Raw genomic sequence first — 14212 nt, 5'->3', positions numbered from 1 at the left:
TTCATGCTCTATTCGGACGATTTCGCGGGAGCTTCGGTTCCCCCGCCTGCCTGCGCCCTTTCGCGCACCGCCTCGGCGGCTTCGCCCAGCGCCTGCTTGTTGACCGTGACGATGCGGGGGCGGCCGCCATTGCGCTCGACCACCAGCCAGACCGAGCCGAGCTGCACGAAGGCGCCCTCGTCGGGCACCACCGTGATCGCATCGAGGTCGACCTCGCGCAGCAGTTGCAGCACCTCCTGGTCGAACACTTCCGAAAAGGCGGCGTCGACATCGTCGGGATCGGTCAACTCGCGGCGATTGCCGTCCTTGTCGATATAGAGCAGCGGGAGGCCGGTCGCATCGAGGATCGCGGCCTTGTCCTGGCTGCTCGCGGCGGCGCGGATGGCGGCGAGCGCGGTGTCGAACTGGCTGGCGCTGGTGCCGGTCGCGCAAGAAATCGCGCCCCCGTTGGCGAGGTCGTGCGCGAGATCGAATTGTTCGTTGCGGCTTTCCTGCTCCTGCCAGACGAGCAGCAGGCAATTATCCTGCGCCTCACCGATTTCGCTCGCTGCAACGGCGCCGCCTTCGGCCACGGTTTCGCCGTTCGTGCCATCGGTGGCGGGGGTGCATGCGGCGAGCGCGAGCGCGCCGGCGAAGATCGCCAGCCTAGCCCGGGCGGACATCCGCATAATTCGCCTCGAGGAATATCTGCGCGCGCCGTTCGGACCGGTGGACGAGCCCGCCAGCCACTTGCCCGTCGGCGAAACGGTAATCGAGTTCCTGTGCAATCCCGTCATAATCTCTGCGTTCGATGGCCCGGTTCAGCGCCGGGCTCTTGCGGGGAGATAGGGTGCCTTCGCCGACATTATAGGCCAGATCGACCAGCGCATCGAATTCGTGCTGATAGAGCTTCAGATCGCCGACCACGCTGGCCACCGCCGCTTCCGCCTTTGCGAGATCGGCCTTGAGGAAGGCCATGGCCTGCTGCCTGGTAATCCGGTCGCCGACGCGCAGGTTGTCCTCGGGTAGCACGAGGTGCCCGATCCCGACCGTGGGATAGCCTGCGACATCGCGATAGACGGTCAGGCGAATGCCTTCTTCCTGTGCGAGCGCCTTGTGCATCTTCTCGCTTGTGGTGAGGAGCGAGGCGTTCATGCGCGTGAAGTTGGGATTGGTCTTGAGGTTCGTCTCGTAGGACCATCCGTCAATGTCGCTCGCGGTTTGCGATGGGGCATAGGCTCCCAGAGATCCCGCCGCGACCGAGACCGCCGCGATTGCAATGGGCGCACGCCGCAGCAGGCGTTTGCGCCAACGTCGGCGGCGTTCGCTACTGTCGGACTTGCGCATCGAGCGCAAACGGGCGCGCTGATCGCGCTGGCGGCGGGCGATCGAGGGGCCGGAATGGTCGCGCGGAGCGCCGAGGGAGGATGCAGTACCGCTCATCGTCCGCCATCCCGGCGTTCGACGCGACCTGCTTTGCCTGTCGCCTTTATGGCGATCATCCCTGTTGCTCCTGACGCCCGCGTACCTCGCGGTTGTTCTTCTGGTGTGTGGGCAACGGCGGTGCGCGATTGGGGGAGGGAGGGGGAGTGCGCACCGCCGCCGCCTTCACCCCATCAACGGGCAGGCACGCGATAGGGTCCGCAACTCGTCCGGCGAGTCCAACGGTTTGAAGCGAAGCGGGCTCGCGAATGGCGGTTCTGCGTGGACCCGGCGTCAGTCGCGTAGCGCGAAGCGCGCGACAGGGGCATAGTCCGAACCGAAACGCCCCAACCGGCTTTCGAACAGCGCGAAGGCATCGACCCGCCAGTCAGGCAGTGCGAGCCGCCCGTGCGTGGCGAGCCAGCCGCCGATCGGCCTGGTCGAGGCGTTGAGCCGCGCGATGGTCACATGCGGCACGAATTTGCGGGTTTCGGGTGCCAGCCCGGCAGCGCGGCAGGCCCGCTCGACCCGGCGATGCAGAATGGCGAGGGGTTCGCTCTCCTCCACCTTCGCCCATAGCGCACTGGCGCGTCCCTTGTGCACGAACGTGCCCAGCCCGCGCAGTTGCAGCGTGAAGGGCGGCGCAGTGACGGCCTCCAGCGCGCTCACCAGATCATTGGCCTGCGCCACGTCGACCTCGCCCACGAATCGCAGCGTGAGGTGCAACTGCTCGTCCGACTGCCACCGCGCGCCCTCGACACCTTCCATAGTATCGATCAGCGCATCGCGGATTTCCGGGGGCGGGCGCAGGGCGACGAATAGGCGGTGCATGGCAGCCTCTGTCCGTCGTCCCGCGCGTCAGGTCAAATACCGACCGATTCCATCGGGACGATGCGGTTTTCCAGCGCAGCATCATCCACCGCGCGCGCCAGCACTGCGGCGAGGTCGCCGCGTGCGGTGGTGCCGTCGCCTTCGACATCGTCGCCAAGGCGGATGTCGCGCTTGCCATCATCCTTGGTCAGCGCGCCGGGGCGGATGATCGCATAGGGCACGCCCGAGGCGATCAGATGCTCGTCAGCCGCCTTCTTGGCGAGTGCGTAGTGATAGAGGTCCGAGTCCGGATCGGGATCGTCCACCCCGCGCGCGCTCAGCATCACGAAGCGCTTCACGCCTGCGGCCTTGGCCCGTTCGATCAGCGCCTTCGCGCCATCGCGGTCGACCTTGTCGGTCATGTCCGGCCCGGTCTTGCTGCCCGATCCCGCGGCGAAGATCACTGCGTCGATGCCTTCGCAGACATCGGCGGGCAGGTCGGTCAAGTCGCCCTTGCGCGTGTCGCATCCCTCGGGGAGGGTTGAGGTGTCGGAGCCGTCGCGGACGAGGGCGATGGGCGAATGGCCGGCTAGGATGAGCTGGGGGATGAGGCGCTGGCCGGTGTGCCCGGTCGCGCCGGAGACGAGTACGTTCATGGGGGTGGGTCCTTCGAGTTTGGCTTTCGAAGGATCAGCGGATGGGTGGCAGGGTGGTTCCGGGGTGGAGACCAGATTGCCGCGCTCGATAGCGAGCGCTCGACATCGATCGATTCGTCATATCGATCACTTGAGGGCTTTGAAACAGGTGTATGGCGCCAGCCGGGGGGGCGGCATGAGTATTTCGAGGAATCTAGTTCCGGCGCCGCCTGTCAGTCGGTTTCTTCTTTGGTTACGTTTCCTTCTTCTTGTCTTCTTCTGGGGGAGCCCGGCCTACCGTTTGGCAACGCGCTTCTTTATCTTTGGTGAAGTCTGCTCCCCTCACCTGATCCAGACGCAGTTCGTCGGTCGAACAGGTAATTGCGCCCCAGGCAACGGGTACCGCCCGATCATTGGCCGGTGTCTCGTACAGCAGGTAGGTGGCACCGAGGCCTCCTGTCACCCGATAGGGATCGAGTCCGAGCACAGTGGTCCCGAAATTGGTGGACTGGGTGCGTGTTCCTCCCTTGAGCGGCAGATTGACAAACAGAATGTAGTCGAGATCTTGCTCGATATCGGCGGTCTCAATTGCGACGATCAATGGCGCTTGCTTGCCATCTGTAAGAGCGATGGCTTCGTCATTGAATGCCTTGAAGCTCTCGAGCCAAGCGGTGATCTCCTTAACCTCTTCATCACCGAGACCGTCTGTTTTGACGTAGCTCGACAGGGCGCTTCGCAGGTCCAGTAATTCGCCGTACTTCTCGATCATTCGCAGTGCGATCGAGTCGCCGTCACCGGTCTGGTGAGTGTCAAACCTGATTCCGGGCGACCCGGCCAGAGTGATGGCAGTGACCTTCCTTTTTTTACCCCTGATATTGGCTGCTACCGCGTCAGCCAGCATACGGGCCGATACTGAGCTTATCGCGAGTTCCTTGAGGGTGCGATCGCTTCGCAAAAGGGCGGTGATTGCACCGAATGCTGCGATGAAGTCTCCGCCGAAAACCTTCGTGACCGGAGTTTCGTCGGGCATGAGTTTCTGTCCGTTCGGCCCATCCTTAACGGGAGCGGAAGCGACCAATTCGTCCATTATTTTTTCAATACGACTGGGCAGGCCGAAGTAGAAATTCTCACCCTGAGAAAGTACAAGAACTTTCTTTTCCCCTTTTTCGCAATTTATCCTCTCGCAAGCGTTGTCTGCGACAGTCTTAGCGATGCTCGCTCCGGCGCTCATGCCGAGCAACTGGATTTCGAAATTTCCGGTTTTCTCGTCGTCGCCGGTAACCTGATTTGTCTGAGTCCCGCGAACGTCTTGAAGCGCCTTCAGGAAATCGGTCAACTCTTCGAGGGGGGACTTCTCATCGGCATTGCTATCGTCAGCCGCGTCCTGATCCTCGGCCTGTGCCACGGATATCGGGACGACTGCGAAAGCTAGCGCGGCAGCAAAGCCCAGCCCTGTCGAAACTCTTCTCATCCCATTCTCTCCACCAAATAGGCCCGGGGCATCGGGCTGAGTCTTGTTGGGGGTTCCTAAAACGGCCTGATCCATGCGAGCGTGATCGCTCCGAATTCCTGCGGATCGGCGTCACGCCCACGAATGCTCTGGTATTCGCTGCCGCGATGGACGAATTGCCCCGTCAGCCAGAACCCGTCCACCAGGTTGAGCTGCGCGCCGATCGCCACTTCGGGCACCAGCAGTTTGCGGTCGATCCTGATGTCGTTCGTTGCGAAGGTGTTGCCATCAAGGACGATGCTGTGTGCGATTACGCTGAGCCCGCCCCGCACGAAAAGGTTGCCGCTGTCGAACCATTTTGTCCGTCTGTTGCCGTTTGGAGCAGCCCCCGACGCGCGACCAGATCGCTTCGTTCTCGATCTCTTGTCCTCCACTTTTGCACGGGCCTCTGCGTTAGGGAGAGTGAAGGACTTGGGTCCGGGGATCGAACTTGGCCCGAACCCGGTAAGGTTCCAGCCAATCCGAAATATTGCGTCCGATTCTGCCGAAACCAGCGCATTGCCGAGATTGAAGCCCACCCGGCCGACGAAATCCGCATTGCCCCCGCTCTCCCGAGGCCAGCGCAGGCTCGATTCGTAGCGGGTCTGCAAGATCGGCTCGGTGCCGATCTGATTTTCCCATCCGTTCGGTCGCTGAGCACCGATCACATCGTGCCACCAGATCTGGGTGTCGCCAGCAAGCGAAGGGGGCCCCGTTACGCCGAGCGACACCTCGATGGTATCGCGACGTGTCGCACCGTGGGACGACGGGTAGGTGGCGCGGGCGATACGCGAAACCGACAACAGACCCGCCCACGGCCGCTCGAAAGGCTGAGGTCTCGCGATGTCGATCCGTTCGGGCGTGTACATCGTTTGCTGGATGGCGAAGCCGGAATGGAAGGTCGCGCGATCTCCGCCATCTCCGCACAAAAGGCTGCACCAGGCTTCGTTGCTGACTGCGGGAAGAAAATCATCGTCCGCCTTGCGATGATGGTCAAACCATTCGATCCGAAGGCCCTGAGTGTAGAAACGGTCTGTCCCTTCGCTGAAAGGGTTGATGACGTCGTTTTCTTCAAAGACCGTGATCTCGTCCGGCCCGCCGGCTTGCGCCGCTACCGTCGCGTTGAAAGCCGCAAATGCGAACACCCACAGCATTTGACTTATACGCAGCATCGGATTTTCTCCCCCGACCCCTTCCAGCCTCATACATCAACTTCATGTATTTTTGAAGCGGAAGAAATAAACTGGGCGAAATGAGTTCTATTATGATGGTCGATACCCTCGGGGCGATCGTTGAATCTGCGATCGGTCGGCTACATCTTATGGCTTCACGCCATTGACCCTAACGAACATTTCCGGAACACGCGCCCTATGGCACTTACCAAAATCTCCGTGCGCGGTGCGCGCGAGCATAACCTCAAGGGCGTCGATATCGACCTGCCGAGGGATTCGCTGATCGTCATCACCGGGCTCTCGGGCTCGGGGAAGAGTTCGCTCGCCTTCGATACGATCTATGCCGAGGGGCAGCGGCGCTATGTCGAGAGCCTGTCTGCCTATGCGCGCCAGTTTCTCGAGATGATGCAGAAGCCCGATGTCGAGCATATCGAGGGGCTCTCGCCCGCGATCAGCATCGAGCAGAAGACGACGAGCAAGAACCCGCGCTCGACCGTGGCGACCGTCACCGAGATCTACGACTACATGCGGCTGCTGTGGGCGCGCGTGGGCGTGCCGTACTCGCCTGCGACGGGCCTGCCGATCGAGGCGCAGACCGTCTCCAACATGGTCGACCGGGTGATGGCGCTGCCCGAAGGCACTCGGGCTTACCTGCTCGCGCCGGTGGTGCGTGGGCGCAAGGGCGAATACCGCAAGGAACTGGCCGAGTGGCAGAAGGCGGGCTTCACCCGCGTGCGGATCGACGGGGAGATCTACCCGATCGAAGACGCGCCCGCGCTCGACAAGAAGTTCAAGCACGACATCGAAGTGGTGGTCGATCGCCTCGCGGTGAAGGAAGGGCTCGAGACGCGGCTGGCGGACTCGTTCGAAACCGCGCTGCGGCTGGCCGAGGGGCTGGCCTATGTGGACCTCGCGGACCTCGACCGAGTCCCAGCGACGGCTGGGACCTCAGGCGGTGGAGCGCAACCGGACGAGGTCCCAGCTTCCGCTGGGACTCAGGATGGGCAAAAGCTCAAGGGCGCAGGCGTGCCCGCCAACCGGATCGTGTTCTCCGAGAAGTTCGCCTGCCCGGTCAGCGGTTTCACCATCGAGGAGATCGAGCCGCGGCTGTTCTCCTTCAACGCGCCGCAGGGTGCGTGTGCGACGTGCGACGGGATCGGCGAGAAGCAGCTTTTCGACCCGCAGCTGGTCGTGCCGAACGAGGCGCTGACGCTCAAGCAGGGCGCGATCATGCCGTGGGCGAAGAGCAATCCGCCCTCGCCCTATTACATGCAGGTGCTCGCCAGTCTGGCGAAGGAATTCGGCTTCGACCTGACCACCCCGTGGCAGGATCTCGGGCGCGAAAACCAGGACGTCATCCTCTACGGCACCAAGGGCAAGCGCGTGCCGCTGACCTTCAAGGATGGCCGCAAGCAGTACACGGGCAACAAGCCGTTCGAGGGCGTGATCGGCAACCTCAACCGTCGCCTGCTGCAGACCGAGAGCGCGTGGATGCGCGACGAGCTGGCCAGGTTCCAGACCGCGCAGCCGTGCGAGACGTGCGGCGGCAAGCGGCTGAACGAGAAGGCGCTGGCGGTGAAGATCGGCGGGACGCCCGGCTCCGGCGACGACGCGATAGACATCGCGACCCCGTCGCAGATGAGCGTGGGCGACGCGAAGGTGTGGTTCGAGAACCTGCCCGAACGCCTGACCGACCAGCAGCAGCAGATCGCCCGCGCGATCCTGAAGGAAATCAACGAGCGGCTGGGCTTCCTCGACAACGTAGGCCTCGACTACCTCAACCTCGACCGCAAGTCGGGCACGCTGAGTGGGGGCGAAAGCCAGCGCATCCGGCTCGCCAGCCAGATCGGCAGCGGGCTGTCGGGCGTGCTCTACGTGCTCGACGAGCCGAGCATCGGCCTGCACCAGCGCGACAATGACCGGCTGCTCGAAACGCTGAAACGCCTGCGCGACCTCGGCAATACGGTGATCGTGGTCGAGCATGACGAGGACGCGATTCGCACTGCCGACTATGTGGTCGACCTCGGCCCGGGCGCGGGCGTCCACGGCGGCGAGATCGTGGCCGAAGGCACGCTCAAGCAAGTGCTCAAGAGCAAGAGGTCGCTCACCGCAGCCTACCTCAACGGCACGCGCGAGATCGAAGTCCCGGCCACGCGCCGCAAGGGCAACGGGCACAAGCTGACCGTGTACGGCGCGCGCGCCAACAACCTGAACAACGTCACCGCGTCGCTGCCGCTGGGCACCTTTACCTGCATCACCGGCGTCTCCGGCTCCGGCAAGTCGAGCTTCACCATCGACACGCTCTACGCCGCCGCCGCGCGCGAGCTGAACGGCGCGCGGGTGATCGCAGGCGCGCACGACAAGGTCACCGGCCTGCAATATTGCGACAAGGTGATCGAGATCGACCAGTCGCCCATCGGCCGCACGCCCCGTAGTAACCCTGCCACATACACTGGCGCCTTCACCCAGATCCGCGACTGGTTCGCCGGCCTGCCCGAAAGCCAGGCGCGCGGGTACAAGCCCGGCCGCTTCAGCTTCAACGTCAAGGGCGGCCGGTGCGAGGCATGCCAGGGCGACGGCCTGATCAAGATCGAGATGCACTTCCTGCCCGACGTCTACGTCACCTGCGAGGAATGCGGCGGCAAACGCTACAACCGCGAAACGCTGGAGGTGAAGTTCAAGGGCCACTCGATCGCCGACGTGCTCGACATGACGATCGAGGATGCGGAAAGCTTCTTCAAGGCGGTCCCCCCGATCCGCGACAAGATGGCGATGCTGAACGAGGTGGGGCTGGGCTATATCAAGGTCGGCCAGCAGGCGACCACGCTTTCGGGCGGCGAGGCGCAGCGGGTGAAGCTGGCCAAGGAGCTGAGCAAGCGCAGTACGGGGCAGACGCTCTATATCCTCGACGAGCCGACCACCGGCCTGCACTTCGAGGATGTGCGCAAGCTATTGGAAGTGCTCCACCGGCTGGTCGACCAGGGGAACTCGGTCGTGGTGATCGAGCATAATCTCGATGTAATCAAGACCGCTGACTGGCTGGTGGACCTTGGGCCGGATGGCGGTGTGCGGGGTGGGGAGATTGTGGCGGAGGGCACCCCAGAAGAGGTCGCCGCGACCGAGGCGAGCTACACCGGCCACTATCTGAAACCGATGCTAGAGCGTAGCGACGCGCACGCTAAGGAGCCGGCGGATTAGTTGTGCTTGCAAACTGCCATCGCATTTGCTGTTTACAACCTAATTAGGGCTGGGTGCTTTAGATGATGAATTTATCAGGTAGCAAAATTTTTGCCGGTGATGCGCTCGATCTTTTTGCTCAAATCCCAGACAATTCAGTCCAGCTTTGTGTCACCTCCCCACCTTACAATATTGGCAAGTCCTACGAAAAAGATGACCCCAAGAAATTTAGCGAATATAGTGCTTGGCTCAAGGAGATTCTGCAGCAAGTAGAGCGTACGCTTGTAGACGGCGGAAGTCTTTGTCTGCAGCTGGGTTCGCATGTCAGGGATGGAATTCTGGTTCCCTTAGATTATGAGTTCTATCCATTCCTAATTGAGATTGGTCTGACTTTCAGAAATCGCATCATATGGCGATATAATTTTGGATATAATGCGGTAAAACGGCTGTCCGGACGGTACGAGGTAATCCTTTGGTTTACAAAGGGCGGTGAATACAAATTTAATCTCGACCCAATTCGGGTTAAGCAGCTTTATCCGGGCAAAAGACACTCGGCCAGCAAAGGTGATAAGGCGGGAAAGCCTAGTGGGAATCCCCGAGGTAAGAACCCGTCAGATTATTGGGAGTTCGACCCGGAAAGCGCGTTTTTTGGGGAGCCGGTTTGGAATATTCCGAATGTGAAAGCTAACCACCCTGAGAAGGTTGCTGACCACCCTTGCCAATTTCCAAGCGAGCTCGTGGAGCGGTGTGTTCTGGCAATGACCGACAGTGGAGACGTGGTTCTAGATCCTTTTGTGGGGACCGGCACTTCTGTCATATGTGCTGATTTGCATAATCGTGTTGGGTTGGGCTTCGAGATTATCGATGGCTATGCTGCTGACGCGAATAGAAGGCTTGAGCTTGCACGCGAGGGGCGATTGATTCTTCGACGTTCAGGGATGGAACCGAGAACTCCAAAGCCGGGAGAGCGGGTTTCCACTCTTCCAGAAGAGTGGAGGCAAGACATGGAGGGGGATCTTGGCGCAGGGAACGAAGAAATCGGTAAGGAAACTACCGAAGCCTAAGCTGTCAAAAGAAGAGTTGGCGAAACGCAGGAGAGAAAGGGCGCGCGAGCGCTCATTCCTGCGTTCCCATCGTGTGATTTTCGAACGTATTGGATTCTCGAGAATTACGCCTGTTGATGGGGTTCATTTCGAGTTCGAGGGTTTGAAGAGCGAGCTTGACGATATTTTTGTTTTCGAAAACGTTGTCGTGTTGGCTGAATATACTCGTAGTAGTGGAGCGGGACTAGCAAAGCACGCCAAAGGAAAGGGCGGTGTACACAGCAAGATCGCCGAAAATCCGGTTAAATTTCTAGAGTTCTTCCGTAAGAAATCTACAGGCTTGGATGAGTGGTTCCGTGACGTAAACTACACTCCGAAACAGCTTGAGGTGCGCATAATATACGCATCTATCGATTCTCTAGAGGATCATCATAAGGCGCTCTTCAAATCGAGCAAATTCATGTCTTTGGCGGAAAGAAGCTATTTTAATAACCTTACTAGGGTTGTAAAAATTTCCGCTAGACAAGAAGTCCTTGAGTTCTTGGGAGTGGACCCTAATAACGTTGGGCAGGATGGGGTGATTTCGACGACCACGCCGGAGGATGATTACCAGGCCCTACTACTTCCAAGAGAGCAGTCCCATTTTCCGGATGGATTTCGGATCGTCTCCTTCTATATAGATCCGGATGCCCTTCTTAGACGCGCATACGTCCTAAGAAGAAACGGCTGGCGCGACTCTTTGAATCTATATCAACGCCTAATTATTCCTTCCAAGATAAAGGCGATAAGAGCTCACCTTCGCGAAAAGGAGAGGGTGTTTGCAAATAATATCGTCATCACACTCCCTGCCGATGCGAAGATTGAAGACGTATCCGGCCATGTGCTGTCAGACGAGGATATTTCGAAGCCTACCCCTGCAACGCTCAAATTGAAAAAGCGTGGAAACTCAGTTGGTATAATCGATGGTCAGCATAGAGTTTTTTCTTACTATGCCGACATAACGCCCGACAAAAAAATAGATAAGTATAGGCTTCAGCAAAATTTACTGGCAACGGGGATAATTTATCCGTCTGGCATGAAGGATCAGGAGCGCGAGAGGTTCGAGGCGGGGCTATTTCTGGAGATTAATTCTACCCAAGCCAGCGCGGCCTCGGATATTATTCAGGCGATATGGGTTCTCTTGGATCCGTTTAAACCAATCTCTGTTTCCCGTGTTGTTGTGAATCGTCTGGCTGTTACGCAACCACTGGCGGGAAGGTTAGCTCGGAGTAGCTTAGACTCCGGTAGGATAAAGACGGCATCTATCGTCGCTTATGGGCTTCAGCCGTTAACAAAGAGGAGCGGGAATGACTCGCTATTTTCAATCTGGGATCAGAATGACGCCAAGGCGAGGTTCGCTGATGGCACAGCGACAAACGACGATTTAGATGCATATATCGATTTTTGTGTATCAACTATCAGCGGTTTCTTGGCCGAATGCAGAACGGCGCTAGATTCAGGAAAGTGGAAACTCGTGGGAGATGATGGGGGGATACTATCGGTGACCGTCGTGAATGGACTGATAATTCTTCTTAGAAAGCTCATTGCTGACGGAAAATTCAGCGGTGTTCCATCTAATTTGAACCTCGGCGGGATTAATAGCGTCGATTTTAAGAGCTATAAGTCATCTCAATATGCAGATTTGGCGACAATACTGCGATCAAAGGTGAAGTGACTTCAGAATTTTTGGACTACAATAGCCTCTGTCCTACACCCCTCTCCCCCACTAGCCTCCCCGGTCCCCACCCACGAACCCGAGAGGCAGCCCCATGTCCAAACCCTCCCCACAACACCCCGAGCTTATGGGCGGGCCGCCGCTCTCGGCGCGTGTCGCGTATGAGGAGTGGCAGGCCCATGTCGATGCGGGCCGGATCGGGAAGCGGCCTTCGACCACGCCTGCACAGCTGCTGCGCCATATGCGCAATGAAGAGGTGCTGCTCGGGCGTGCGGTGAGTGTGAAGGTCCATGTGCGGGAGGACTTGCGGGGGCGGTAGGGGCTCTCGCTGCATTCTCTCAATCGTCGGCCCGGACTTGATCCGGGCTTAGGCTTCTCTCTTGCGCTACCATTGCCTGTTGGCAGGCCTTTGAGGATTAGGCTTCGGCTCGCCTGTTCGGCTATCCTTGCAGTGAGCGAAGGCAGCCTTGCCCCGGATCAAGTCCGGGGCGACGAGAGGGGGAGGGGATGGGCGCGCAGTTTGCAAAACCTGTCCTACACGCCGTCACGCGTATAGATGGATCGGTCCCTCACCCCCGATGAAGGACCGCTTCATGACCCCCGCCGATCGCCGCCCCACCGACACCCGCGCGCGGATGCCCGATCCGCTCGCCTGCCTGCCGCGCTTCGGCGGGGACGACGCGCCGCCGCAATTCGCGCGCGAGGATCAGGCCTTCTTCCTCGATTGCCTCGCCCAGTGCGGCAACGTGCTCGCCGCCGCGCGGCGTACGGGCGTCTCGCGCTCCACCGTGTACCGGATGCGGCGTGCGTGCCCGCGCTTCGCGGACCTGTGGGACGCGGCGCTGCTGCTCGCACGGCCGCAGGTCGAGGCGGTGCTGGCCGACCGCGCGATCAACGGGGTGGAGGAGACGGTCTATTACCATGGCGAGGCGATCGCCACGCGCCGCCGCTACGATTCGCGCCTGTTGCTCGCGCACCTCGCGCGGCTCGACCGGCTGGCCGAGCGGCACGGGGAGGGCGCTTCGCCCGCCGATTTCGAGCGCGCGCTGAACGCGCTGGAGAGCGCGAGGGAGATCACCTTCGTCGCCGCGGGCGGGGCGGCGCAGGACGACACCGGGACGCGCGTCGAGGAGCAGCGGGAGGAGGCGCGGGACGCGCCGCAACCCGATGAGGACGAAGCCGAACCCGTACCGGACGGCGGGGGCGCGGCGGAGCCGGAGCAAGCGCCCGCAGACGCGCGTGGGTCGTCGGTGGAGGATGCAGGCGAACACGCGGCCTGCTTACCCGACGCCGGGCAACAGCAGGTTCGTTCGCAAGGCGCCTGCGTGGGCGGAATCTTTTCGTCCCAGGACACTGTGTCAGGTGTGTCAGGAGCGTCGGGTAACGCACCCGGGCAGCGACGCGATCGGGCGCAGGCATCGGTGGGTGCGCGCCCCAACCACGAGGGCGCGCGCGCGGCTACAAGAGCCCCTCGATCCCCCACGACGTGGCAGCGAAGAACAGCTGGGTGAAGAAGACCATCAGCACGATGCTGCGCCGCCGCCCCTTGGTCAACGCCAGCCATAGGAAGGCTGGGTAGTTGAACAGCAGGATCAGCATGGCGATCGCGAATGGCGGGTTTTGCTGCGCGGCCTGCGCCATCAGCTCGCCCTGTTCCTGCGTCTGCGCACCCAGCTGGAAGGAGGCGGTGGCCGTGGCGAGGTTGATCAGCAGCATGCCGCCCACCACCCAGCGCTTCTGCTGCCAGAAATAGGCGTCGAAATCGGGCCATAGCTCGGGCTCGTCGGGAAAGACGAGCGTCGCGACGAGGTAGTAGCCGCCGATCAGGACGAGGACGCCGAAGATCGTCGCCATCCGCATGTCGAGCACGCCGCGCATGGACCAGATGATGCTCCAGAACGTCGCGAGGTCGACCAGCACCAGCAGGCCGAGCATGGGGACCAGCCAGCCCACGCGGACCTCGATCGCGGTGGGATCGACCCCCGCCTTGCGCCGCGCACGCAGCTTGAGGATGCGCGAGAAGCCCATCAGCATCTCCGCCACGGCGAGGCTGATGAGCAGCGTGAAAAGCTCGAAGATGTAGTCGAATTGCGGATTCATGCCGCCGTGCCCCCCGAAAAACCCCGGCGCATTATGCCGGGCGGGGCGCGCAGGGCAAGCGGTCTCAGTCGACCAGCGCGAGCTCCACCGTGCCATGGCCGCGCTGGATCAGGCCCAGTTGGGTGGCGGCGGCGCGGCTGACGTCGATCTCGCGGCCATGGGCATAGGGCCCGCGATCGTTGATGCGGACCACCACGCTCTTGCCCGTGCGCGGATTGGTGACGCGCACCTTGGTGCCGAAAGGCAGCGTCTTGTGCGCGGCGGTCATCGCATTCATGTCGAACCGCTCGCCATTGGCGGTGCGGCGACCGTGAAAGCGGCGGCCGTAATAGGAGGCGACGCCGCTGCGCCAGAGGTCGGGCTCGGCCTCGACCGGCGGATCGAAGGTGCCGAGGTCGACCGCGCGCGGGCCGACGGCGGGCTCGGGCGGATCGATGTCGAAGCGTGCGAAGCTGACTTCGAAGTCAGGCTCGGCCGCTGCGACAGGCACGATCTCGTCGGTCAGCTTCGCAGGCTCGACCGGCGACGCAAGCTTGGCCACCAGTGCCTGCTGGCCCGGCGCGTCCTGCGCGATCGCGCCGACGAGCGGCAGGGCGAGTACGGCCAGGGCAAGCCCGGGCAGCGCGGCGCGGCGAAGGGTGTTGTGTTTCCCGTCCATGTCAGGAAATTTA

13 protein-coding genes are annotated in these 14212 nt (G+C 61.3%); 5 read left to right on the top strand and 8 right to left on the bottom strand.

The window, feature by feature from the left end:
• Nucleotides 1-8: 8 nt before the first annotated feature.
• From AAG612_RS07170 to AAG612_RS07145, 6 genes are all read right to left on the bottom strand, one after another.
• On the bottom strand, nt 9-662 hold the full coding sequence (locus AAG612_RS07170) for a hypothetical protein (RefSeq protein WP_342508750.1): 654 nt from the start codon (nt 660-662) through the stop codon (nt 9-11).
• Nucleotides 646-1422 (bottom strand): lysozyme, encoded by a 777-nt coding sequence (locus AAG612_RS07165; RefSeq protein WP_342508748.1) that lies wholly within the window; start codon nt 1420-1422, stop codon nt 646-648. The genes AAG612_RS07170 and AAG612_RS07165 overlap by 17 nt, the downstream gene beginning before the upstream one ends.
• 273 nt (nt 1423-1695) lie before the next feature.
• A complete protein-coding gene (gene thpR / locus AAG612_RS07160) occupies nt 1696-2232 on the bottom strand; it encodes an RNA 2',3'-cyclic phosphodiesterase (RefSeq protein ID WP_342508746.1) in 537 nt (178 codons plus the stop codon).
• Between the two features lie 32 nt (nt 2233-2264).
• Nucleotides 2265-2867: an SDR family oxidoreductase gene (locus tag AAG612_RS07155; RefSeq protein ID WP_342508744.1), complete on the bottom strand. Its 603-nt coding sequence runs from the start codon at nt 2865-2867 to the stop codon at nt 2265-2267.
• A gap of 232 nt (nt 2868-3099) precedes the next feature.
• Nucleotides 3100-4392 (bottom strand): hypothetical protein, encoded by a 1293-nt coding sequence (locus AAG612_RS07150; RefSeq protein WP_342508742.1) that lies wholly within the window; start codon nt 4390-4392, stop codon nt 3100-3102.
• Nucleotides 4374-5507 carry a lipid A deacylase LpxR family protein gene (locus tag AAG612_RS07145; protein ID WP_342508740.1) on the bottom strand — a complete coding sequence of 378 codons (1134 nt, stop codon included), beginning with the start codon at nt 5505-5507 and terminating at the stop codon, nt 4374-4376. The genes AAG612_RS07150 and AAG612_RS07145 overlap by 19 nt, the downstream gene beginning before the upstream one ends.
• 198 nt (nt 5508-5705) lie before the next feature.
• Between AAG612_RS07145 and uvrA the strand changes: the two genes are divergently transcribed.
• The 5 genes from uvrA to AAG612_RS07120 all read left to right on the top strand — a co-directional run bounded on the left by uvrA (nt 5706) and on the right by AAG612_RS07120 (nt 12952).
• Nucleotides 5706-8705 carry an excinuclease ABC subunit UvrA gene (gene uvrA / locus AAG612_RS07140; protein ID WP_342508738.1) on the top strand — a complete coding sequence of 1000 codons (3000 nt, stop codon included), beginning with the start codon at nt 5706-5708 and terminating at the stop codon, nt 8703-8705.
• Nucleotides 8706-8767: 62 nt separating this feature from the next.
• Nucleotides 8768-9748, top strand: a complete 981-nt coding sequence (locus tag AAG612_RS07135) for a DNA-methyltransferase (protein ID WP_342508736.1) — start codon at nt 8768-8770, stop codon at nt 9746-9748.
• Entirely contained in the window at nt 9702-11441 is a 1740-nt protein-coding gene (locus tag AAG612_RS07130) for a ParB N-terminal domain-containing protein (protein WP_342508734.1), read from the top strand. The genes AAG612_RS07135 and AAG612_RS07130 overlap by 47 nt, the downstream gene beginning before the upstream one ends.
• Nucleotides 11442-11535: 94 nt before the next feature.
• Nucleotides 11536-11760, top strand: a complete 225-nt coding sequence (locus AAG612_RS07125) for a hypothetical protein (RefSeq protein WP_342508732.1) — start codon at nt 11536-11538, stop codon at nt 11758-11760.
• Nucleotides 11761-12034: 274 nt separating this feature from the next.
• A complete protein-coding gene (locus tag AAG612_RS07120) occupies nt 12035-12952 on the top strand; it encodes a hypothetical protein (protein ID WP_342508730.1) in 918 nt (305 codons plus the stop codon).
• Here the strand turns inward: AAG612_RS07120 and AAG612_RS07115 are convergent.
• A complete protein-coding gene (locus tag AAG612_RS07115; protein ID WP_342508728.1) occupies nt 12900-13541 on the bottom strand; it encodes a hypothetical protein in 642 nt (213 codons plus the stop codon). The two genes, AAG612_RS07120 and AAG612_RS07115, sit on opposite strands and share 53 nt — an antisense overlap.
• A gap of 64 nt (nt 13542-13605) precedes the next feature.
• Complete coding sequence (locus tag AAG612_RS07110; RefSeq protein ID WP_342508726.1) at nt 13606-14199, bottom strand: septal ring lytic transglycosylase RlpA family protein; 594 nt, start codon at nt 14197-14199, stop codon at nt 13606-13608.
• Between the last annotated feature and the right edge of the window lie 13 nt (nt 14200-14212).

The organism is Citromicrobium bathyomarinum, from assembly GCF_038594605.1.
Classification (GTDB): domain Bacteria; phylum Pseudomonadota; class Alphaproteobacteria; order Sphingomonadales; family Sphingomonadaceae; genus Alteriqipengyuania; species Alteriqipengyuania bathyomarina_B.
The sequence above is the reverse complement of the archived record's forward strand: the minus strand, read 5'-3'. Positions and strand labels throughout refer to the sequence as shown.